The sequence below is a fragment of the Flavobacterium sp. genome, from assembly GCF_035456085.1.
In the GTDB taxonomy this organism is placed as follows: Bacteria; Bacteroidota; Bacteroidia; order Flavobacteriales; family Flavobacteriaceae; genus Flavobacterium.
Genome location: NZ_DATIDY010000021.1, coordinates 16,902 through 31,149 on the forward strand (window position 1 = coordinate 16,902; position 14,248 = coordinate 31,149).

At 33.0% G+C, this 14,248-nt stretch carries 13 protein-coding genes; 7 read left to right on the forward strand and 6 right to left on the reverse strand.

The window, feature by feature from the left end:
- Positions 1-46 precede the first annotated feature (46 nt).
- The gene (locus tag VLC96_RS01435; RefSeq protein ID WP_325260264.1) at positions 47-811 is read left to right on the forward strand and encodes an MBL fold metallo-hydrolase; all 765 of its coding nucleotides are present in this window, start codon (positions 47-49) and stop codon (positions 809-811) included.
- 6 nt (positions 812-817) lie between these two features.
- Positions 818-1,318 carry a hypothetical protein gene (locus VLC96_RS01440; RefSeq protein WP_325260265.1) on the forward strand — a complete coding sequence of 167 codons (501 nt, stop codon included), beginning with the start codon at positions 818-820 and terminating at the stop codon, positions 1,316-1,318.
- A gap of 178 nt (positions 1,319-1,496) precedes the next feature.
- Here VLC96_RS01440 and VLC96_RS01445 read toward each other — a convergent pair whose 3' ends face one another.
- The 4 genes from VLC96_RS01445 to VLC96_RS01460 are packed head-to-tail and all read right to left on the reverse strand — an operon-like array spanning position 1,497 to position 5,777.
- Positions 1,497-2,144 (reverse strand): alpha/beta hydrolase, encoded by a 648-nt coding sequence (locus VLC96_RS01445; RefSeq protein ID WP_325260266.1) that lies wholly within the window; start codon positions 2,142-2,144, stop codon positions 1,497-1,499.
- A 41-nt stretch (positions 2,145-2,185) separates the two neighbouring features.
- A complete protein-coding gene (locus tag VLC96_RS01450) occupies positions 2,186-2,512 on the reverse strand; it encodes a hypothetical protein (protein WP_325260267.1) in 327 nt (108 codons plus the stop codon).
- 49 nt (positions 2,513-2,561) lie between these two features.
- Positions 2,562-3,815, reverse strand: coding sequence for a dihydroorotase (locus VLC96_RS01455; protein WP_325260268.1), 1,254 nt, complete (start codon positions 3,813-3,815; stop codon positions 2,562-2,564).
- Positions 3,816-3,848: 33 nt separating this feature from the next.
- Entirely contained in the window at positions 3,849-5,777 is a 1,929-nt protein-coding gene (locus VLC96_RS01460) for a BatA and WFA domain-containing protein (protein ID WP_325260269.1), read from the reverse strand.
- A gap of 280 nt (positions 5,778-6,057) precedes the next feature.
- Here VLC96_RS01460 and VLC96_RS01465 point away from each other — a divergent pair, with 280 nt between their 5' ends.
- Positions 6,058-7,185 (forward strand): lactonase family protein, encoded by a 1,128-nt coding sequence (locus tag VLC96_RS01465; protein ID WP_325260270.1) that lies wholly within the window; start codon positions 6,058-6,060, stop codon positions 7,183-7,185.
- A 158-nt stretch (positions 7,186-7,343) separates the two neighbouring features.
- On the opposite strand, the gene VLC96_RS01470 is transcribed toward VLC96_RS01465, so the two are convergent.
- The gene (locus VLC96_RS01470; protein WP_325260271.1) at positions 7,344-8,693 is read right to left on the reverse strand and encodes a DEAD/DEAH box helicase; all 1,350 of its coding nucleotides are present in this window, start codon (positions 8,691-8,693) and stop codon (positions 7,344-7,346) included.
- A gap of 475 nt (positions 8,694-9,168) precedes the next feature.
- Here VLC96_RS01470 and VLC96_RS01475 point away from each other — a divergent pair, with 475 nt between their 5' ends.
- From VLC96_RS01475 to VLC96_RS01490, 4 genes are all read left to right on the forward strand, one after another.
- Positions 9,169-10,659 (forward strand): serine hydrolase, encoded by a 1,491-nt coding sequence (locus VLC96_RS01475; RefSeq protein WP_325260272.1) that lies wholly within the window; start codon positions 9,169-9,171, stop codon positions 10,657-10,659.
- A gap of 184 nt (positions 10,660-10,843) precedes the next feature.
- Positions 10,844-11,734: an NmrA family NAD(P)-binding protein gene (locus VLC96_RS01480; protein WP_325260273.1), complete on the forward strand. Its 891-nt coding sequence runs from the start codon at positions 10,844-10,846 to the stop codon at positions 11,732-11,734.
- 28 nt (positions 11,735-11,762) lie between these two features.
- Entirely contained in the window at positions 11,763-12,527 is a 765-nt protein-coding gene (locus VLC96_RS01485) for an SDR family NAD(P)-dependent oxidoreductase (RefSeq protein ID WP_325260274.1), read from the forward strand.
- Positions 12,528-12,737: 210 nt separating this feature from the next.
- Positions 12,738-13,655, forward strand: a complete 918-nt coding sequence (locus VLC96_RS01490) for a helix-turn-helix domain-containing protein (protein ID WP_325260275.1) — start codon at positions 12,738-12,740, stop codon at positions 13,653-13,655.
- A gap of 107 nt (positions 13,656-13,762) precedes the next feature.
- Here the strand turns inward: VLC96_RS01490 and VLC96_RS01495 are convergent, their stop codons facing one another.
- Positions 13,763-14,188, reverse strand: a complete 426-nt coding sequence (locus VLC96_RS01495) for a response regulator transcription factor (RefSeq protein ID WP_325260276.1) — start codon at positions 14,186-14,188, stop codon at positions 13,763-13,765.
- Positions 14,189-14,248: the final 60 nt, after the last annotated feature.

The following is a 14,248-nucleotide window of genomic DNA, read 5'->3' on the forward strand; positions in this document are numbered from 1 at the left end:
TCATGAAAGAGAATTTAATCCTATTTTTGTAAAAAAAACTCATCAATTGAAGGTATATTTTTTAGGTACAGGTACGTCTCAGGGAATTCCAATTATAGGAATCGATCATGAGGTTTGTAAAAGCACTGATTTTAAGGACAAAAGACTCAGAGTATCGGCTTGGATATCGTGGGAAAACCACTCTTACGTAATCGATTGCGGACCCGATTTCAGACAGCAAATGTTGTCATCAAATTGCAGAAAATTAGATGGAATTCTTTTCACCCACGAACATGCAGATCATACTGCTGGTTTGGATGATATTCGCCCTTTTAATTTCAAGCAGGGAGCGATGCCAATATATGCTCATAAACGAGTTTTGTCTAATATTAAAAAACGTTTTGATTATATTTTTAAAACCGTAGATAGATATCCAGGAGCGCCTTCTGTAAAAACCTTTGAAATCAAAAATAATCGACCTTTTGCAATTGGAAACAAAATAGCTATTCCTGTTAGTGTTTGGCATGGGGATTTACAGGTTTTTGGATTTAGAATCGATGATTTTGCCTATTTGACGGATGTGAAAACGATTGATGAAGAAGAAATTGCAAAGTTGAAAGGTCTTAAAGTCTTAGTAGTTAATGCTTTGCGTGAACAGCCTCATGACACACATTTTAATTTGCAGGAAGCTCTTGATTTTATAGCTTTGCTGAAACCTGAAAGGGCTTATCTTACACATATTAGCCACATGTTGGGTTTTCATGAAGAAGTCCAGAAAAGACTTCCAGAAAACGTTTTTCTGGCCTATGATAATTTAGAAATTACAATTTAATTTAAAATGAAAAAATCGTTCCTACTTTATGCTTTAATTCTGTCTTTAGTCTTTAATATTTATACGTATATGTATTTGAGTAAAGAGGTAACTTTTGAACAGGATAAGTATAAAAAGTCAACTACCAAGTTAAGAGACAGTTTGCAAAGTATTACTAATAAATTATCTGATGTGAACTATTTTTCATTGGAGAAAAATGAAAACGCTCAAAATTATTTTGAAAACGCTCAATCTGATAAAATTAGAAATTATGAAACTTTAGTTCCTTATGTGACGGAGAAATTATTGGATTTGAATGCTGCGCCAAAAGGAAATCCATACACAGGACAAGAACAATTGGGTGCTAATAAATTTTTGATCAATAAAGTTAAAGTATTGAATCATCGCTGGATAATTGCCGATTACAGCGATGGGGAATATTGGGGAGAAGTATTATTGAAATACTTTATCAACGATGATGAAAGCGTTTCTTTTGAAATAATTCAGTCGGTTATATACCAAAAGTAGAGACATTGCATTGCAACGTCTAAAGGCTGAGATATTAACATTGTGAAAATGTAGAGAGGTTGCATTGAACCTCTCTTTTTTTTGTTTAAAAATATGAAATCACCCATTGTAGAGACGTTGCATTGCAACGTCTCTACCGCGCAACATATTTTAACAATAATGCGTTAAAAACGGATCATTAATTTTCAATCAGCCAATTTTTAAAATCATAAAAATTTTGTGGTGCTACTCCATGGCCAACAGGATATTCTTTATAAGTAATTGCTACTCCTAATTTTTCTAAAATTCCTGGCGTTTTTCGAGCCCAATCGATAGGGATTACTTGATCAACAGTTCCATGGGAAGCGAATATTTTTAGTTTACTTAAGTTATTTTTTAAGTAATCTTCTTTTACGATTTCCAAATTAAGATAGCCACTCATTGCGACTACTTTGTTTATTTTTTCAGGATAAGAAAGCGCTACAGCATAACTCAAAATAGAGCCTTGACTGAAACCAACTAGATTAACATCGTTAGCATCAATAGGATAGTTTGCAACTAATTCGTCAATGAAATTGGCAATTATATCTCTCGAAATTGCGGCTTGCTCATTATCCGAAAATTTATTTTGATCAGCATCAAAATTAATGGCATACCAAGCGTAACTTCCATATTGAAGATCATAAGGAGCACGAGCAGAAATAATGTAATATTCACCAGGTAATTCAGAGGCAAATGAAAACAAATCAGCTTCGTTGCTACCGTATCCGTGAAGTAAAAGCAACAATGGGTTTTTGTCGAGAATAACTTTCGGTTCTCTTATTTTATATTCTAAAGATAGATTCATTTTTTAATTGTGAGTTGTGAAATATGAGTTGTAAATTTTTCTTAGCTTATAGATTTAAGCCATTTTTGAAAATAAGTACCTAATAATGGAACAGGTCTCGTCTCGCCTTTTATAGCGCTAAAAATTCCATAAGTCCATAAAACTGAAATAAAAATCCACATAGGAGCTGAAATCATTAGGCTGTCAAAATTCCCTATGATTAAACCGAGTGAAAAAAAAGTAATGGTAAGTCCCAATCCTTGACGGATATGAAAAGATGCAAATGTGTTTTTGTCTTCGGCATTCATTGACATAGCAATAAATACGCCAATACCTAAAATATAACTGGTGATTGCAGCTGTTTTTCCAGCTTCGATTGTATTATTCATATATATGAAGTTAAACCTAACAGGTTTTAAAAACCTGTTAGGTTTGGTTTTATCCTAAAATTAATTTTCCTTGATTCAAAATTCCGTAAGCTTTTCCTTTTAATGAGATTCCTAAGAATGCTGAATTTTTGGATTTTGAAAGTATGTTCTCTTTTGAAAAAATACTTGAACCTTCGGGGTTGAATAAAGTAATGTTGGCAATTTCACCTTCGTTAATACTATTTGATGGAATGCTGAAAATGGCTTTTCCTTCAGTAAATTTTTCGATTATAGTTTCTAAAGGAAGTACAGTCATTAAAGCTCCAAAAGCACTTTCTAATCCTATAGTTCCATTTTTAGCCAAATCAAATTCCATTTTTTTGTGTTCGATATCAATTGGATTGTGGTCAGATGTAATTAAATCAATTGTGCCATCAAGAATTCCGTTCAACAAAGCTTGTCTGTCGCTTTCCGTTTTTAATGGAGGAGTTACTTTATGGCGAGTATCAAAACCTTCCAATTTTTCATCGGTTAATACCAAATGATGAACGGTTACGCTACAAGTTACGTTCAATCCTTTAGCTTTAGCTTCTTTGATTAATTGAACTGATTTTGCTGATGAAATAGTCGGGATGTGTAATTTACCTTCTGTGTATTCTAATAAAAATAAGTTTCTTGCTATTTGTAATTCTTCGGCTAAGTCTGGAATTCCTTTCAGTCCTAAACGAGTAGAAACGACACCTTCATTAGCTACACCATTTCCTTTAATATTTTCATCCTGAGCAAAAGCGATTACTAATCCGTCAAAATCCTGAACATATTGCAACGCTATTTTAAGCAGATTGGCATTGTCTAAACTTTTTGTATAATCTCCAAAAGCTACGGCTCCGGCATTTTTCATGTCGTACAATTCCGCCATGTCTTTTCCTTCGCTTCCTTTAGTCAAAGCTCCAATTGGAAAAAGTTGTGTAGCAAAACCATTGGCTTTATTTTTTACAAAATTCACTTGTGCTTGGTTGTCTATAACTGGGAAAGAATTCGGTTGTAATGCGATGGCTGTAAAACCGCTTTTGGCGGCAACTTCAAGTCCATTTGCGATAGTTTCTCTATCTTCAAAACCTGGTTCTCCAAGTGAAACACTGCTATCGAACCATCCTTGAGAAATATGAAGATTGTCTAGTTTTAGTTCTTCAATATTATCAGTATTGGGAAGTGCCGTTCCAATTTTTTTTATCAAACCGTCAACAATTAAAAGATCGGCAGTCTGGTTATTAAACGAACTTTTAGAATCTATAATTTTGGCGTTTCGGATGATGATGTTCATGTTGTTTTTATAATTTTTTAGAAATTGGATTCTTTATTTCACAAATTTGATAATTGCCATTTCCAACGCTAGAAAGAGTAGTGCAAAGATAATAAACCATTTCCAAATTTGATTGTCAGATCGGTTGCTTTGTAATGTGTCAAAAATGGTTGTTATTGAATCACTTGTTTTATAATCGGATAAAAGACTTTCGTTAACTTGGCTCAAATTACTCTCAGTTCTTGGGTAATTAAAACTAATGTTTTCTATTGGTTTTTGGGAGTTATAAATCGTGTAATTGCCTGCTTTTTCTGGATAATCATTAAAAAATAATTGCACTTTATTATTCAATAATTGTTGAACAGGAATAAATTGTTCGTCTTGATTTTTTACGGTCAGAATTTCATCTTTCGATAAATTAACAGCAACAAAATACGAACTGTTATTTCCAATTGTGTTAGCGTTAATTCCGTTGTTTAACTTACTTAAAGCCATTTTGTAAAAAACAGGAACAATCAAAGGAGATTGCTGAAAATTTGAGTTTTCTGTGTTTATTGGGCCAGAAAAAACATAAACCGACGAAGTGGTGTTTTTAATTGCTGTCAAAAATGGAGATTGATCTTCAAAAGTTAAAACTGCAGGATTTGAAGATGCAATTGTGAATTCTTTTTTGACTTTCGGGTATTGAAAATTATTGGTTTTGTTTTCAAAAACGCCTGCAAACAGAGGATGACTAAAGTTGATTTTGGTAATCAGCTTTTCATCCGATTCTAAAGACTTGAATTGGATGTTTCCAAACTGATTCATTAACGTATTCAAATTGGCTACAGAAGCCGTCTCCGAAGGAATCACGATTAGGTTTCCTCCTTTGTTTACAAATGCTTTTAAAGTAGTCTGTAATGCTTGTGGAATTTCGTCCAGCTCATTTAAAACAATTGCATCTTGCTTGTCGATTGAGTTGTAATCTAATGTGTTTAATGTTGTAGAGCTGTAATTGAATTCATCATTGGTATAAATTCGGCTCAGGAAATTGTTTTTTTCAGGAACTCCAATACTTATAACGTTGTTCTTTTTGACTTTTGCAATGCTGAAAAATAATTTGTTGTCATACGTCAAATCATTATCCTCTATCGAAACATAACCATGAAAAGGTTGTTTTGGAATCGTGAAATTAATGGTCTGTTTCTTGTTTTTGTAATCAACAATAGTTTTGGCAATTAGTTTATTTTGATTGTACAAAGCCATAGGAATTGGTTTGAAATCTTCACTGTAATTAGTTGTGTTGATACTCAATTCGTAAAAATCATCAAGAGTTTGACGGATAAAAACACTGTCAACCGCTACATTATTTTTTTGTTCTGCTTTTGGAATAATAAAATACGGAACGTTATCTGTATTCATGTTTTTTAATTGACTTGGAGTCAAACCGACAGCGTCTGTAATAATAACAATGTCTTTTTTGAAGGGCGATTTATGCGCTTTTATTTTAGCAATTATATTATCAAGTTGAAAAGGAGTCGCACTGTATTTTAGGTTTTGTAATTCAGCTCGAATCGTTTTGATATCGGTATTCCAATACGAATCAGTATTGGTAAGCAAAGAAAAATTGACGTTTTCTGGAGTTTCTTCCAATAGTTCCTGAACGGCACGCTTTAATAATTCTCCCTTTTTTCCTTTGGCCTGCATGCTGAAGGAATTGTCAAGGATAATATACATTTCGTTGTTAACATTTTTACTGTCTTTGGATTCGAAAAAAGGCTGAGCAAAAGCTAAAATAATACAAGTTAATAGCAAAAGGCGACAAGTCAAAAGCAGCCATTTCTTGATTTTGGAACTCTTTCTGGTTTGTATCGAAAGTGCTTGAAGAAAACGAACATTGGTGAAATATTCTTTTTTGAAACGTCTTAATTGAAATAAATGCACCAAAATTGGAACAATCAATAGGAATAGAAAGTATAGAATTTCGGGTTGTTTAAAATGCATTCTACTTTTTTTGTGTGTCAAAAATACAAATTTGTTGACAGTTTTTATCAATTAGTTTTGTTTAAAATTTTAAAATCGATTATCTGAACATTTCAATAATTAAGTTATTTTAAACAATTTAATAGTATTATTTCTTAAAAAATGAAAAGGAATAAGAGGATTCTGAAAGATTATAAGTATTTTAGCTTTTTCTGACGTTGTTGATAATGAATACAACCACAATACTAAGTGTCGTATTTGAGCGTTTCATATTCAACTAAAAAACCAATATTCCTAATTTATGAAAAAAGTATACTTATTACTTCTATTAATTATTACTGTTACTAATATGCAGGCTCAAAAAAACATACTTAATCTTATCGTTGGTACATATACCAATTCGTGCAGCAGCCGTGGAATTTATGTTTACGAGTTCAATACCAAAAAAGCTCAAATCAGATTAAAGAAAAGTTCGGATAGTATTGTTAGCCCCAGTTATGTGTCACTTTCCAAGGATGGAAAATTTATGTATGCCGTAAATGAAAGCGGAAATACAAGTGCCGTAAGCGCTCTTAGATTTGATCAAGAAAGTGGGAAACCAAGTTTGATAAATCAAGTTGATTCCAAAGGGGCAGATCCGTGTTATTTGATTAATGACGATAACAATGTAATTGTTGCGAATTATTCGGGTGGAAATATTGCTGTTTTTGGAAAAAATGCAGATGGGAGTTTAACCGAAGCCAAGCAAGTTGTTCAGCATTACGGAAAAGGTACAAATCCCGACAGACAAGAAAAAGCACACGTTCATATGGTTTATTTTTCGCCTGATAAAAAATATGTGTTAAGTAATGACTTAGGAACGGATAAAGTATATGTTTATAATTACAATCCGACTGGAACTTCTGATGTTTTAACTTTAAAAGACAGCGTTTCTGTAACTCCAGGAAGTGGTCCAAGACATTTGAAATTTAGTAAAAACGGAAAGTATGTATATGTTTTACAAGAATTGGATGGCTCATTGACTTCTTTCAGTTACAAAGATGGTAAGCTGACAAAGGCATTTGAAACATCAATACTTGCTAAAGATTTCAATGGAAAATTTAGCTCTGCCGATATTCAAATTTCTCCAAATGGAAAGTTTTTATATGCATCTAATAGAGGAGAAGCTAACAATATTTCAGTTTTTAAAATTAAGAGCAAAGGAAAATTAGAATTGAGAGGACAAACACCAACATTGGGTAAAGGTCCGAGAAGTTTTGTGATTGACCCAACTGGAAAATTCCTATTGGTAGGACATCAATACACCAATAATATTGTGATTTTCAAAATCAATAAAAGCAAAGGAACCTTGACTGATTCAGGGAAAAGCTTCGATTTATGTTCCCCGGTATGTTTGATTTTTAGTGAACCATCAGTTGCTAAAAAGTAACATTAATTAACCGCAAGGGGGCAAAGAAAATTTATTCATTATTTAAAAAGCGCAATGTTCGCGAGGCTTGAGTGCTACAATTAAAAAAAATAGCCTGTGGTTTAAACCACAAGCTATTTTTTTCTAAAATCTGATCACTAAATTCTGCAATCTGCCAACTACTTTTTCTTCTTTTTCTTAGCAGCCTGATTTTTCAGCATATTTCGATTCACAGAGCCATGCGTTTTTTTCTTGGTAACACCAGGACCTCCCAAATTAACTTTTTTATTCTTTTTACTTTTTTCATGAAAAGCACCATCACCTTCAAGTTTAGGTCTTTTCAGCAAAAGTTTGATAGGCTGTCTGTCTTTTTCAGGTCCAATTAGTTTATCTGAAATCTCGACTTCTTCAGGAAAAGTTTCATAATCTAATTCCGTATCCATCAAGATTTCGATAGCAATTTTAGATTCTTCTTCTCTCGGAGTAACAAAACTAATTGCAGTTCCTGTAGCATCAGCACGACCAGTACGACCAATACGATGCATGTATAATTCAGGAAGTTCAGGCATTTCAAGATTGATGACATGCGTGATATTCGAAATATCCAAACCTCTGGCCATAATATCGGTAGTAATCAATCCACGAAGATTTCCTTCTTGAAATTCAGCCATTGTATTCAAACGATAATTCTGAGATTTATTCGAGTGAATCACCCCAAACTGACCTTCAAAATCTTCTTCAATCTGGTCGAAAACCATATCTGAAATCTTTTTATTATTCACAAAAACCAACACGCGGCTCATGTCCTCATTAGTTTCCAGTAAATGTTTCAAAAGATTTATCTTGGTATTAAAATTCGGAACAGAATAGGTGATTTGTGTAATATTCTCCAATGGTGTTCCCGATGGCGAAAGCGTAACTTCTTCTGGATAATCAAAATAATCATTCAAAATAGCATCCACTTCATCGGTCATCGTAGCCGAAAACAATATGTTTTGACGTTTCTTTGGCATCATCGCCAAGATTGCGGTCAATTGCGTACGAAAACCTAAATTCAACATTTCATCAAATTCGTCGATAACCAGCTTTTGCATTTCCTCAAAACGAATCACATTGTCCAAAGTCAAGTCCATCACCCTTCCAGGCGTTCCGACAAGAATGTCACAACCTTGATATACAGTTGTTTTTTGAGTATTGATATTCACACCACCAAAAATCCCAATAGTGCGAACCGACATGTATTTAGTCAGTTTTTCAACTTCTTCAACCACCTGCACTACAAGTTCGCGGGTAGGCACAAGGATTACTATTTTTGGAGTATGTCCGGGAGTGAATTTATATAATTTAAGGAGCGGTAATAAATAAGCAAATGTTTTACCAGTACCCGTTTGTGCAATCCCCATCATATCGCGTCCCGACATTATCACAGAAAAAGTTTTTTCCTGAATTGGAGTAGGAGTGGTAAAGCCCAAATCGGTGATGGCTTTTTGGACAGATTTTGGAAGATTGAATTGTTCGAAAGTACTCATTATGTGTTTAATTTTGCGCAAAGGTACGTTATTAAATCAGCATTTAAAAAATCGTGTTTTTTTAGAACAAAACAATCTCGAAAGTAACTTCATATTTATTGTTTTTTTAGGAGCAGAACACTTTGGCTTCGTAATAATCATCACACCTGCTCTACGCTACAATCTTTTGTGCCGAACCCCGGCACAAAAGGATTTTCACTGCGATCAGGGCTAGAAGACAAGATTTAGGTTTCATAATTATCTATTCGGAAATCAAAATTGAGTTTAGTTTCACAATTTTATAGCCTGTAAGGCGTTTTTGTTTGTAAGCATCTGTTTTTTAAGTATTTAGTGAAATATTTTTTAACTTTAAAGCGAACAAATACTGATTTACAATATCTATCTGAAATTATGTAGTGTATGCACTTTCTCCAGCCAATATTTAAAATAAACAGTAATTAAAGTCAAACCTGAAATGAACAGCAAAACAAAATATATGAAAAAATTGATTCTCATTATTTTATTGACAGTACCATTTGTAACTGCTTATACTCAAAATAGCGATAAAGCATTAGACTCTTTTTTTAAGGCATTAGCAAAATATGAAAAGTTTAATGGAAATGTATTAATAGCCGAAAAGGGAAATATTATATACGAACAATCATTTGGATATGCTGATATTTCTGAAAAAAAGGCAAATAATAAAAACACTACTTTTCCTATTGCTTCTATTACTAAAGCAATTACAGCAACAGCTATTTTGCAACTTTATGAAAAAGGCAAATTAAAGCTTGAAGATCCAGTTGTCAAGTATTTGCCAAGTTTTCCTTATCCAACAATCAAAATAAAACATTTGCTTTCGCATACTTCAGGACTTCTTCCTTATGATAATTATTTTGACAAACTAAGGTCTGTTCACCCTAGCACGGTTTTTACAAACAAAAATATTCTGCCACAATATGCTCAATTAAGATTGCCTCTTGTGAATCAGCCTGGTGATAATTCGGATTACAACAATAGCAACTATATTTTTTTATATCTAATTATCGAAAAAGTAGCAAGTAAATCATTTCATGATTATTTAGAAACCGAAATCTTTCGACCAGCCGGAATGACAAAAACCATATTGCCTGAATTTACTTTTTATCATTATACACCAAACGAAAAAAAAGATTTAGCCAATACCTATTGGCGTCAACATATTTATTTAGATCAATATTCAAGAACGGATACGATTTCGTACGTTTCGTCTTATTGGCATTCCTATAACTTCAAAGGATTTGGCGAAATTATTTCTACAACAGAAGATTTATACAAATTTGATCGCGCACTTAACGAAGGAAAATTATTAAATGATCGAACTCTTAAATTAGCATATACACCAATATTACTGAATAACGGTAAACCTAATAAAGGGAATCAAACAGGTAATTTTGCTTTGGGTTGGACAAAACTCTATGACACTGCATTTGGATCAACTGTAAAGGCAAGTGGAGGAATGATTGGATTGCGTGCTACCTTAATGCAAAACCTGACAAAAGATCAAACCATTATAATCATTGACAACACACAGAATGAAACTGATCCTATTGCTTTTGATGTCCTGAAAATTCTGAATGGACAATCGGTAAATCCACCCAAAAAGAGCGCAGCAAAAGAGTATGGTAAATTATTAGTTAATGCCAAAACGGCTTTAAAAAAAGCTGATTTGGATCACCTGATCAAGGACACTGAAAATTATTCTATCGATGAAAATGAGTTTAACGAACTTGGCTATGATTTTTTAGAAAATAATAAAAAAGAGGAAGCACTTGAGACTTTTAAATTGAATACACAATTATTCCCCAATAGTTGGAATGTTTATGACAGTTATGGAGAAGCTTTACTCAAATACGGACAAACTGAAAAAGCAATTGCGATGTATAAAAAATCCATAGAATTGAATCCTGATAATGAAAATGGAAAGAAAATACTAAAAAGAATTTAAGGTAAAGTAATGAGGTATTGTGTTTTAATGATAAAAGATTAAAATTCTCTATATGTTCTTATAGTTAAATATTGCCCCACTTTTTGATAAACCTCAAATTTGACTACAATAAAAGTAGATTTGGATACAGCCGATTTTTATTTGTTGCTGAATTTTGTATAAACAAAAATAAAAAACAACAAACATGAAAATAGTAGTAACAGGGTCTTTAGGACGTATTGGAAAACCTCTCACAGAAGAGTTATTGCAAAAGGGACATTCGGTAATCGTTATTAGTAGTAAAGCCGAAAAGCAGAACGAAATTGAAGCTCTCGGAGCAACAGCGGCAATTGGTTCTATTTTAGATGCCAATTTTTTAACTGCCACTTTCAAAGGAGCAGATATTGTGTATTTGATGGAACCGCCTTTTGATTTTTTTGACCAAAGCATGGACACAAAAAACTATTGGGAAAATATTGCCAACAGTTATGTAAAAGCTATTCAGCAATCAGGCGTGACAAAAGTAGTGCATCTTAGCAGCATTGGCGCTCACACTGATCAAGGCGTTGGAATGTTGGAAGCTCATCATTTTGTAGAAAATATTTTGAAAAAATTACCAGATAGTGTTTCAATAAAAACAATGCGACCAGTAGGTTTTTATTACAATATGTTTGCTTTTATTCCTACGATTAAAAATGCAGGCGCTATCATTCAAAACTATGGAGGTGATGATAAAGAACCTTGGGTTTCGCCTTTGGATATTGCTTCAGCAATTGTCGAGGAGATCGAAAAACCTTTTATTGGTAGGACCATCCGTTACATTGCAAGCGATGAGGTTTCGCCAAATGAAATCGCTAAGATTTTGGGCGAAGCAATAGGAAAACTAGATCTGAAATGGATCGAAATACCTGATGAAGAGTTTCAGAAAAATTTAATAAACATCGGCTTTAATCCAATTGCTGCCAAAGGATTAACAGAGATGAACGCCAGCCGACGTTATAAATTATATGATGATTATAACCAAAACAAACCAGTATTAGGTGAAATAAAAGTTGTTGATTTTGCTAAGGATTTTGCAAAAGCTTATCATAATTAAAATTAATTTCAATTTAAACAAATCAAAAATGAGTACACAAAATAAAATCGCTTTAATAACAGGCGGAAGCAGAGGATTAGGAAAAAATTCGGCAATCGCACTTGCCAAAAAAGGAATTGATGTGGTGCTGACGTACAACACCAACAAAGAAGAAGCAGATAAAGTAGTTTCTGAAATTGAATCGTTAGGAAGAAAAGCATTCGCTTTGCAATTAAATACGAGTGATACAAAGAATTTTGATGATTTCATTAATAAAGTTACTGCTCATTTAAAAGAAAAAACAGGAAGTCCTAATTTTGATTTCCTTATCAATAATGCAGGTATTGGATTGTATCAACCTTTTGAAGATGTCACCGAGGAACAAATGGATGAGATTTACAATATACATTACAAAGGGGTTTTCTTTTTGACTCAAAAAGCATTACCGTTCCTGAATACTGGTGGCGGAATTGTAAACATTTCATCAGGTTTGACGCGTATCACAATGCCTGGCTCTTCAGTGTATGGCTCGTTGAAAGCGGCTGTAGAAACTCTTACCCGTTATCTTGCAAAAGAATTAGGACCGCGAAAAATCCGTGTCAATGTTGTTGCTCCAGGAGCAATTGAAACTGATTTTGGTGGCGGAAGAGTGAAAGATAATAAAGAACTAAATGCCCAAATTGCAGGTTTTACAGCTTTGGGGCGTGTTGGTCTGCCGGATGATATTGGTGGAGTAGTGGCTTTTCTATGTTCTGACGAATCGTATTGGATAAATGGACAAAAAATTGAGGTTTCTGGAGGACAAGCGTTGTAATTAAACATAGTTGCTATTCAGTAAGTTGCTGAGAAGCTAAGTTATTAAGTTGCAAAGATTTTTTTAGACAATTAAAAATCCTATAATAATCATTTTTGAAATTCAAAAAACACACACAATATTTTAAAAAAAAACTTAGAAACTTAGTTTCTCAGTAGCTTAGCCACTGAACAAGCATACTGAATAGTTACTTATAATTATCTTTGTAGTATGGCAAATCAAAAACCACTTAGAATAAAATCGATCAGCGAATTTCATCAATTTCATAATTTGCCCAAACCGGAGCATCCGTTGGTGAGCATTGTAGATTATGCGAAGTTAAGACATGCGAACGAATGGGAAGCAACACCTCTGATTTTTGAATATTACACTATTTCGTTAAAAAGAGGCGTGAGTAAAATGTTTTACGGCCAACAGGAATATGATTTTGATGAAGGAACATTGTATTTTATGGCTCCCACTCAGATTTTGAGAGTAAAAAACAATCTTGATGAATCTTTGGAGCGTTCAGGTTGGTTGTTGCTTATTCATCCTGATTTTTTATGGAATACGTCATTGGCAAACAAAATTAAGCAGTATGAATTTTTCGATTATTCGATAAATGAAGCCTTATTTCTTTCGGAAAAAGAAGAAGAAATTTTAAATAATATCGTTCAGAATATTCGGCAGGAATACCACGCCAATATTGATAAATTCAGCCAAAGCATTATTATTTCGCAAATTGAAACGTTGCTGAATTATTCGGAGCGTTTTTATCAAAGGCAATTCATCACCCGAAAAATAACGAATCATCAAATTCTTGACCGATTAGAAAAAATATTAGTGGATTATTTTAATAATGATGATTTGGTAACCAAAGGTTTGATTACTGTTCAATACATTGCCGATGAACTAAATGTTTCGCCAAGTTATTTGAGCGGTTTACTAAAACTGCTGACAGGGCAAAGCACCCAACAACACATTCATGAAAAATTGATTGAAAAAGCCAAAGAAAAACTGTCTATAACTGAATTGTCCGTAAGCGAAATTGCTTATAAATTGGGATTTGAACATCCACAATCTTTTAGCAAATTGTTTAAAAGTAAAACTAATTTTTCTCCTTTAGAGTTCAGACAGGCTTTTAATTAACATTGTATTATTCTTCACTTCTAAAAAAAAACAAACCTCTATGTATGCTAGGATTAATTAGCACATAGAGGTGTTCAGTGACTGTGTGGTATTAGAATTAATTTGTTTTAGGCACTGATATTTATCGTAGAATTTCCATTTGATATTATGTTGAGTTTTGTTTTAGCAAATAAGCGTTTAACTCTGATTAATAATTCATTTGGATTAAAAGGTTTTGAAATAAAATCATCTGCTCCCAGATTAAATGATTCAATAACTTTAGCTTCTTCTTCTTCCAGGGATGATATCACAATAATTGGAATGTTTTTATAAAGTTTTTTTGTAAATGCTATAATTTCAAGACCCGAATGAAGAGGCAACATAATATCTGTTATAATCAGGTCGGGTACAACTACAGGAATTTTTTCTATTGCGCTTAAACCATTGTTACAAGCTGTTACCTGATATTTTTCTTTTTTAAGTACAAATTCAAGAGTTTTGATTAATAATATATCATCTTCAACGAGTAATACTTTTAAATTTGACGTGTTCATTTTTATTAATGTTTGATCTTTTTTGATTAATCCGTATTTAAAAAAGAGGATTTTAAATTA

Bases quoted from the DNA above. Each gene is read 5' to 3' on its own strand.
- VLC96_RS01440 (WP_325260265.1), top strand. From the start codon at position 818: ATGAAAAAATCGTTCCTACTTTATGCTTTAATTCTGTCTTTAGTCTTT.
- VLC96_RS01445 (WP_325260266.1), bottom strand. From the start codon at position 2,144: ATGAATCTATCTTTAGAATATAAAATAAGAGAACCGAAAGTTATTCTC.
- VLC96_RS01450 (WP_325260267.1), bottom strand. From the start codon at position 2,512: ATGAATAATACAATCGAAGCTGGAAAAACAGCTGCAATCACCAGTTAT.
- VLC96_RS01455 (WP_325260268.1), bottom strand. From the start codon at position 3,815: ATGAACATCATCATCCGAAACGCCAAAATTATAGATTCTAAAAGTTCG.
- VLC96_RS01460 (WP_325260269.1), bottom strand. From the start codon at position 5,777: ATGCATTTTAAACAACCCGAAATTCTATACTTTCTATTCCTATTGATT.
- VLC96_RS01465 (WP_325260270.1), top strand. From the start codon at position 6,058: ATGAAAAAAGTATACTTATTACTTCTATTAATTATTACTGTTACTAAT.
- VLC96_RS01470 (WP_325260271.1), bottom strand. From the start codon at position 8,693: ATGAGTACTTTCGAACAATTCAATCTTCCAAAATCTGTCCAAAAAGCC.
- VLC96_RS01475 (WP_325260272.1), top strand. From the start codon at position 9,169: ATGAAAAAATTGATTCTCATTATTTTATTGACAGTACCATTTGTAACT.
- VLC96_RS01480 (WP_325260273.1), top strand. From the start codon at position 10,844: ATGAAAATAGTAGTAACAGGGTCTTTAGGACGTATTGGAAAACCTCTC.
- VLC96_RS01485 (WP_325260274.1), top strand. From the start codon at position 11,763: ATGAGTACACAAAATAAAATCGCTTTAATAACAGGCGGAAGCAGAGGA.
- VLC96_RS01490 (WP_325260275.1), top strand. From the start codon at position 12,738: ATGGCAAATCAAAAACCACTTAGAATAAAATCGATCAGCGAATTTCAT.
- VLC96_RS01495 (WP_325260276.1), bottom strand. From the start codon at position 14,188: ATGAACACGTCAAATTTAAAAGTATTACTCGTTGAAGATGATATATTA.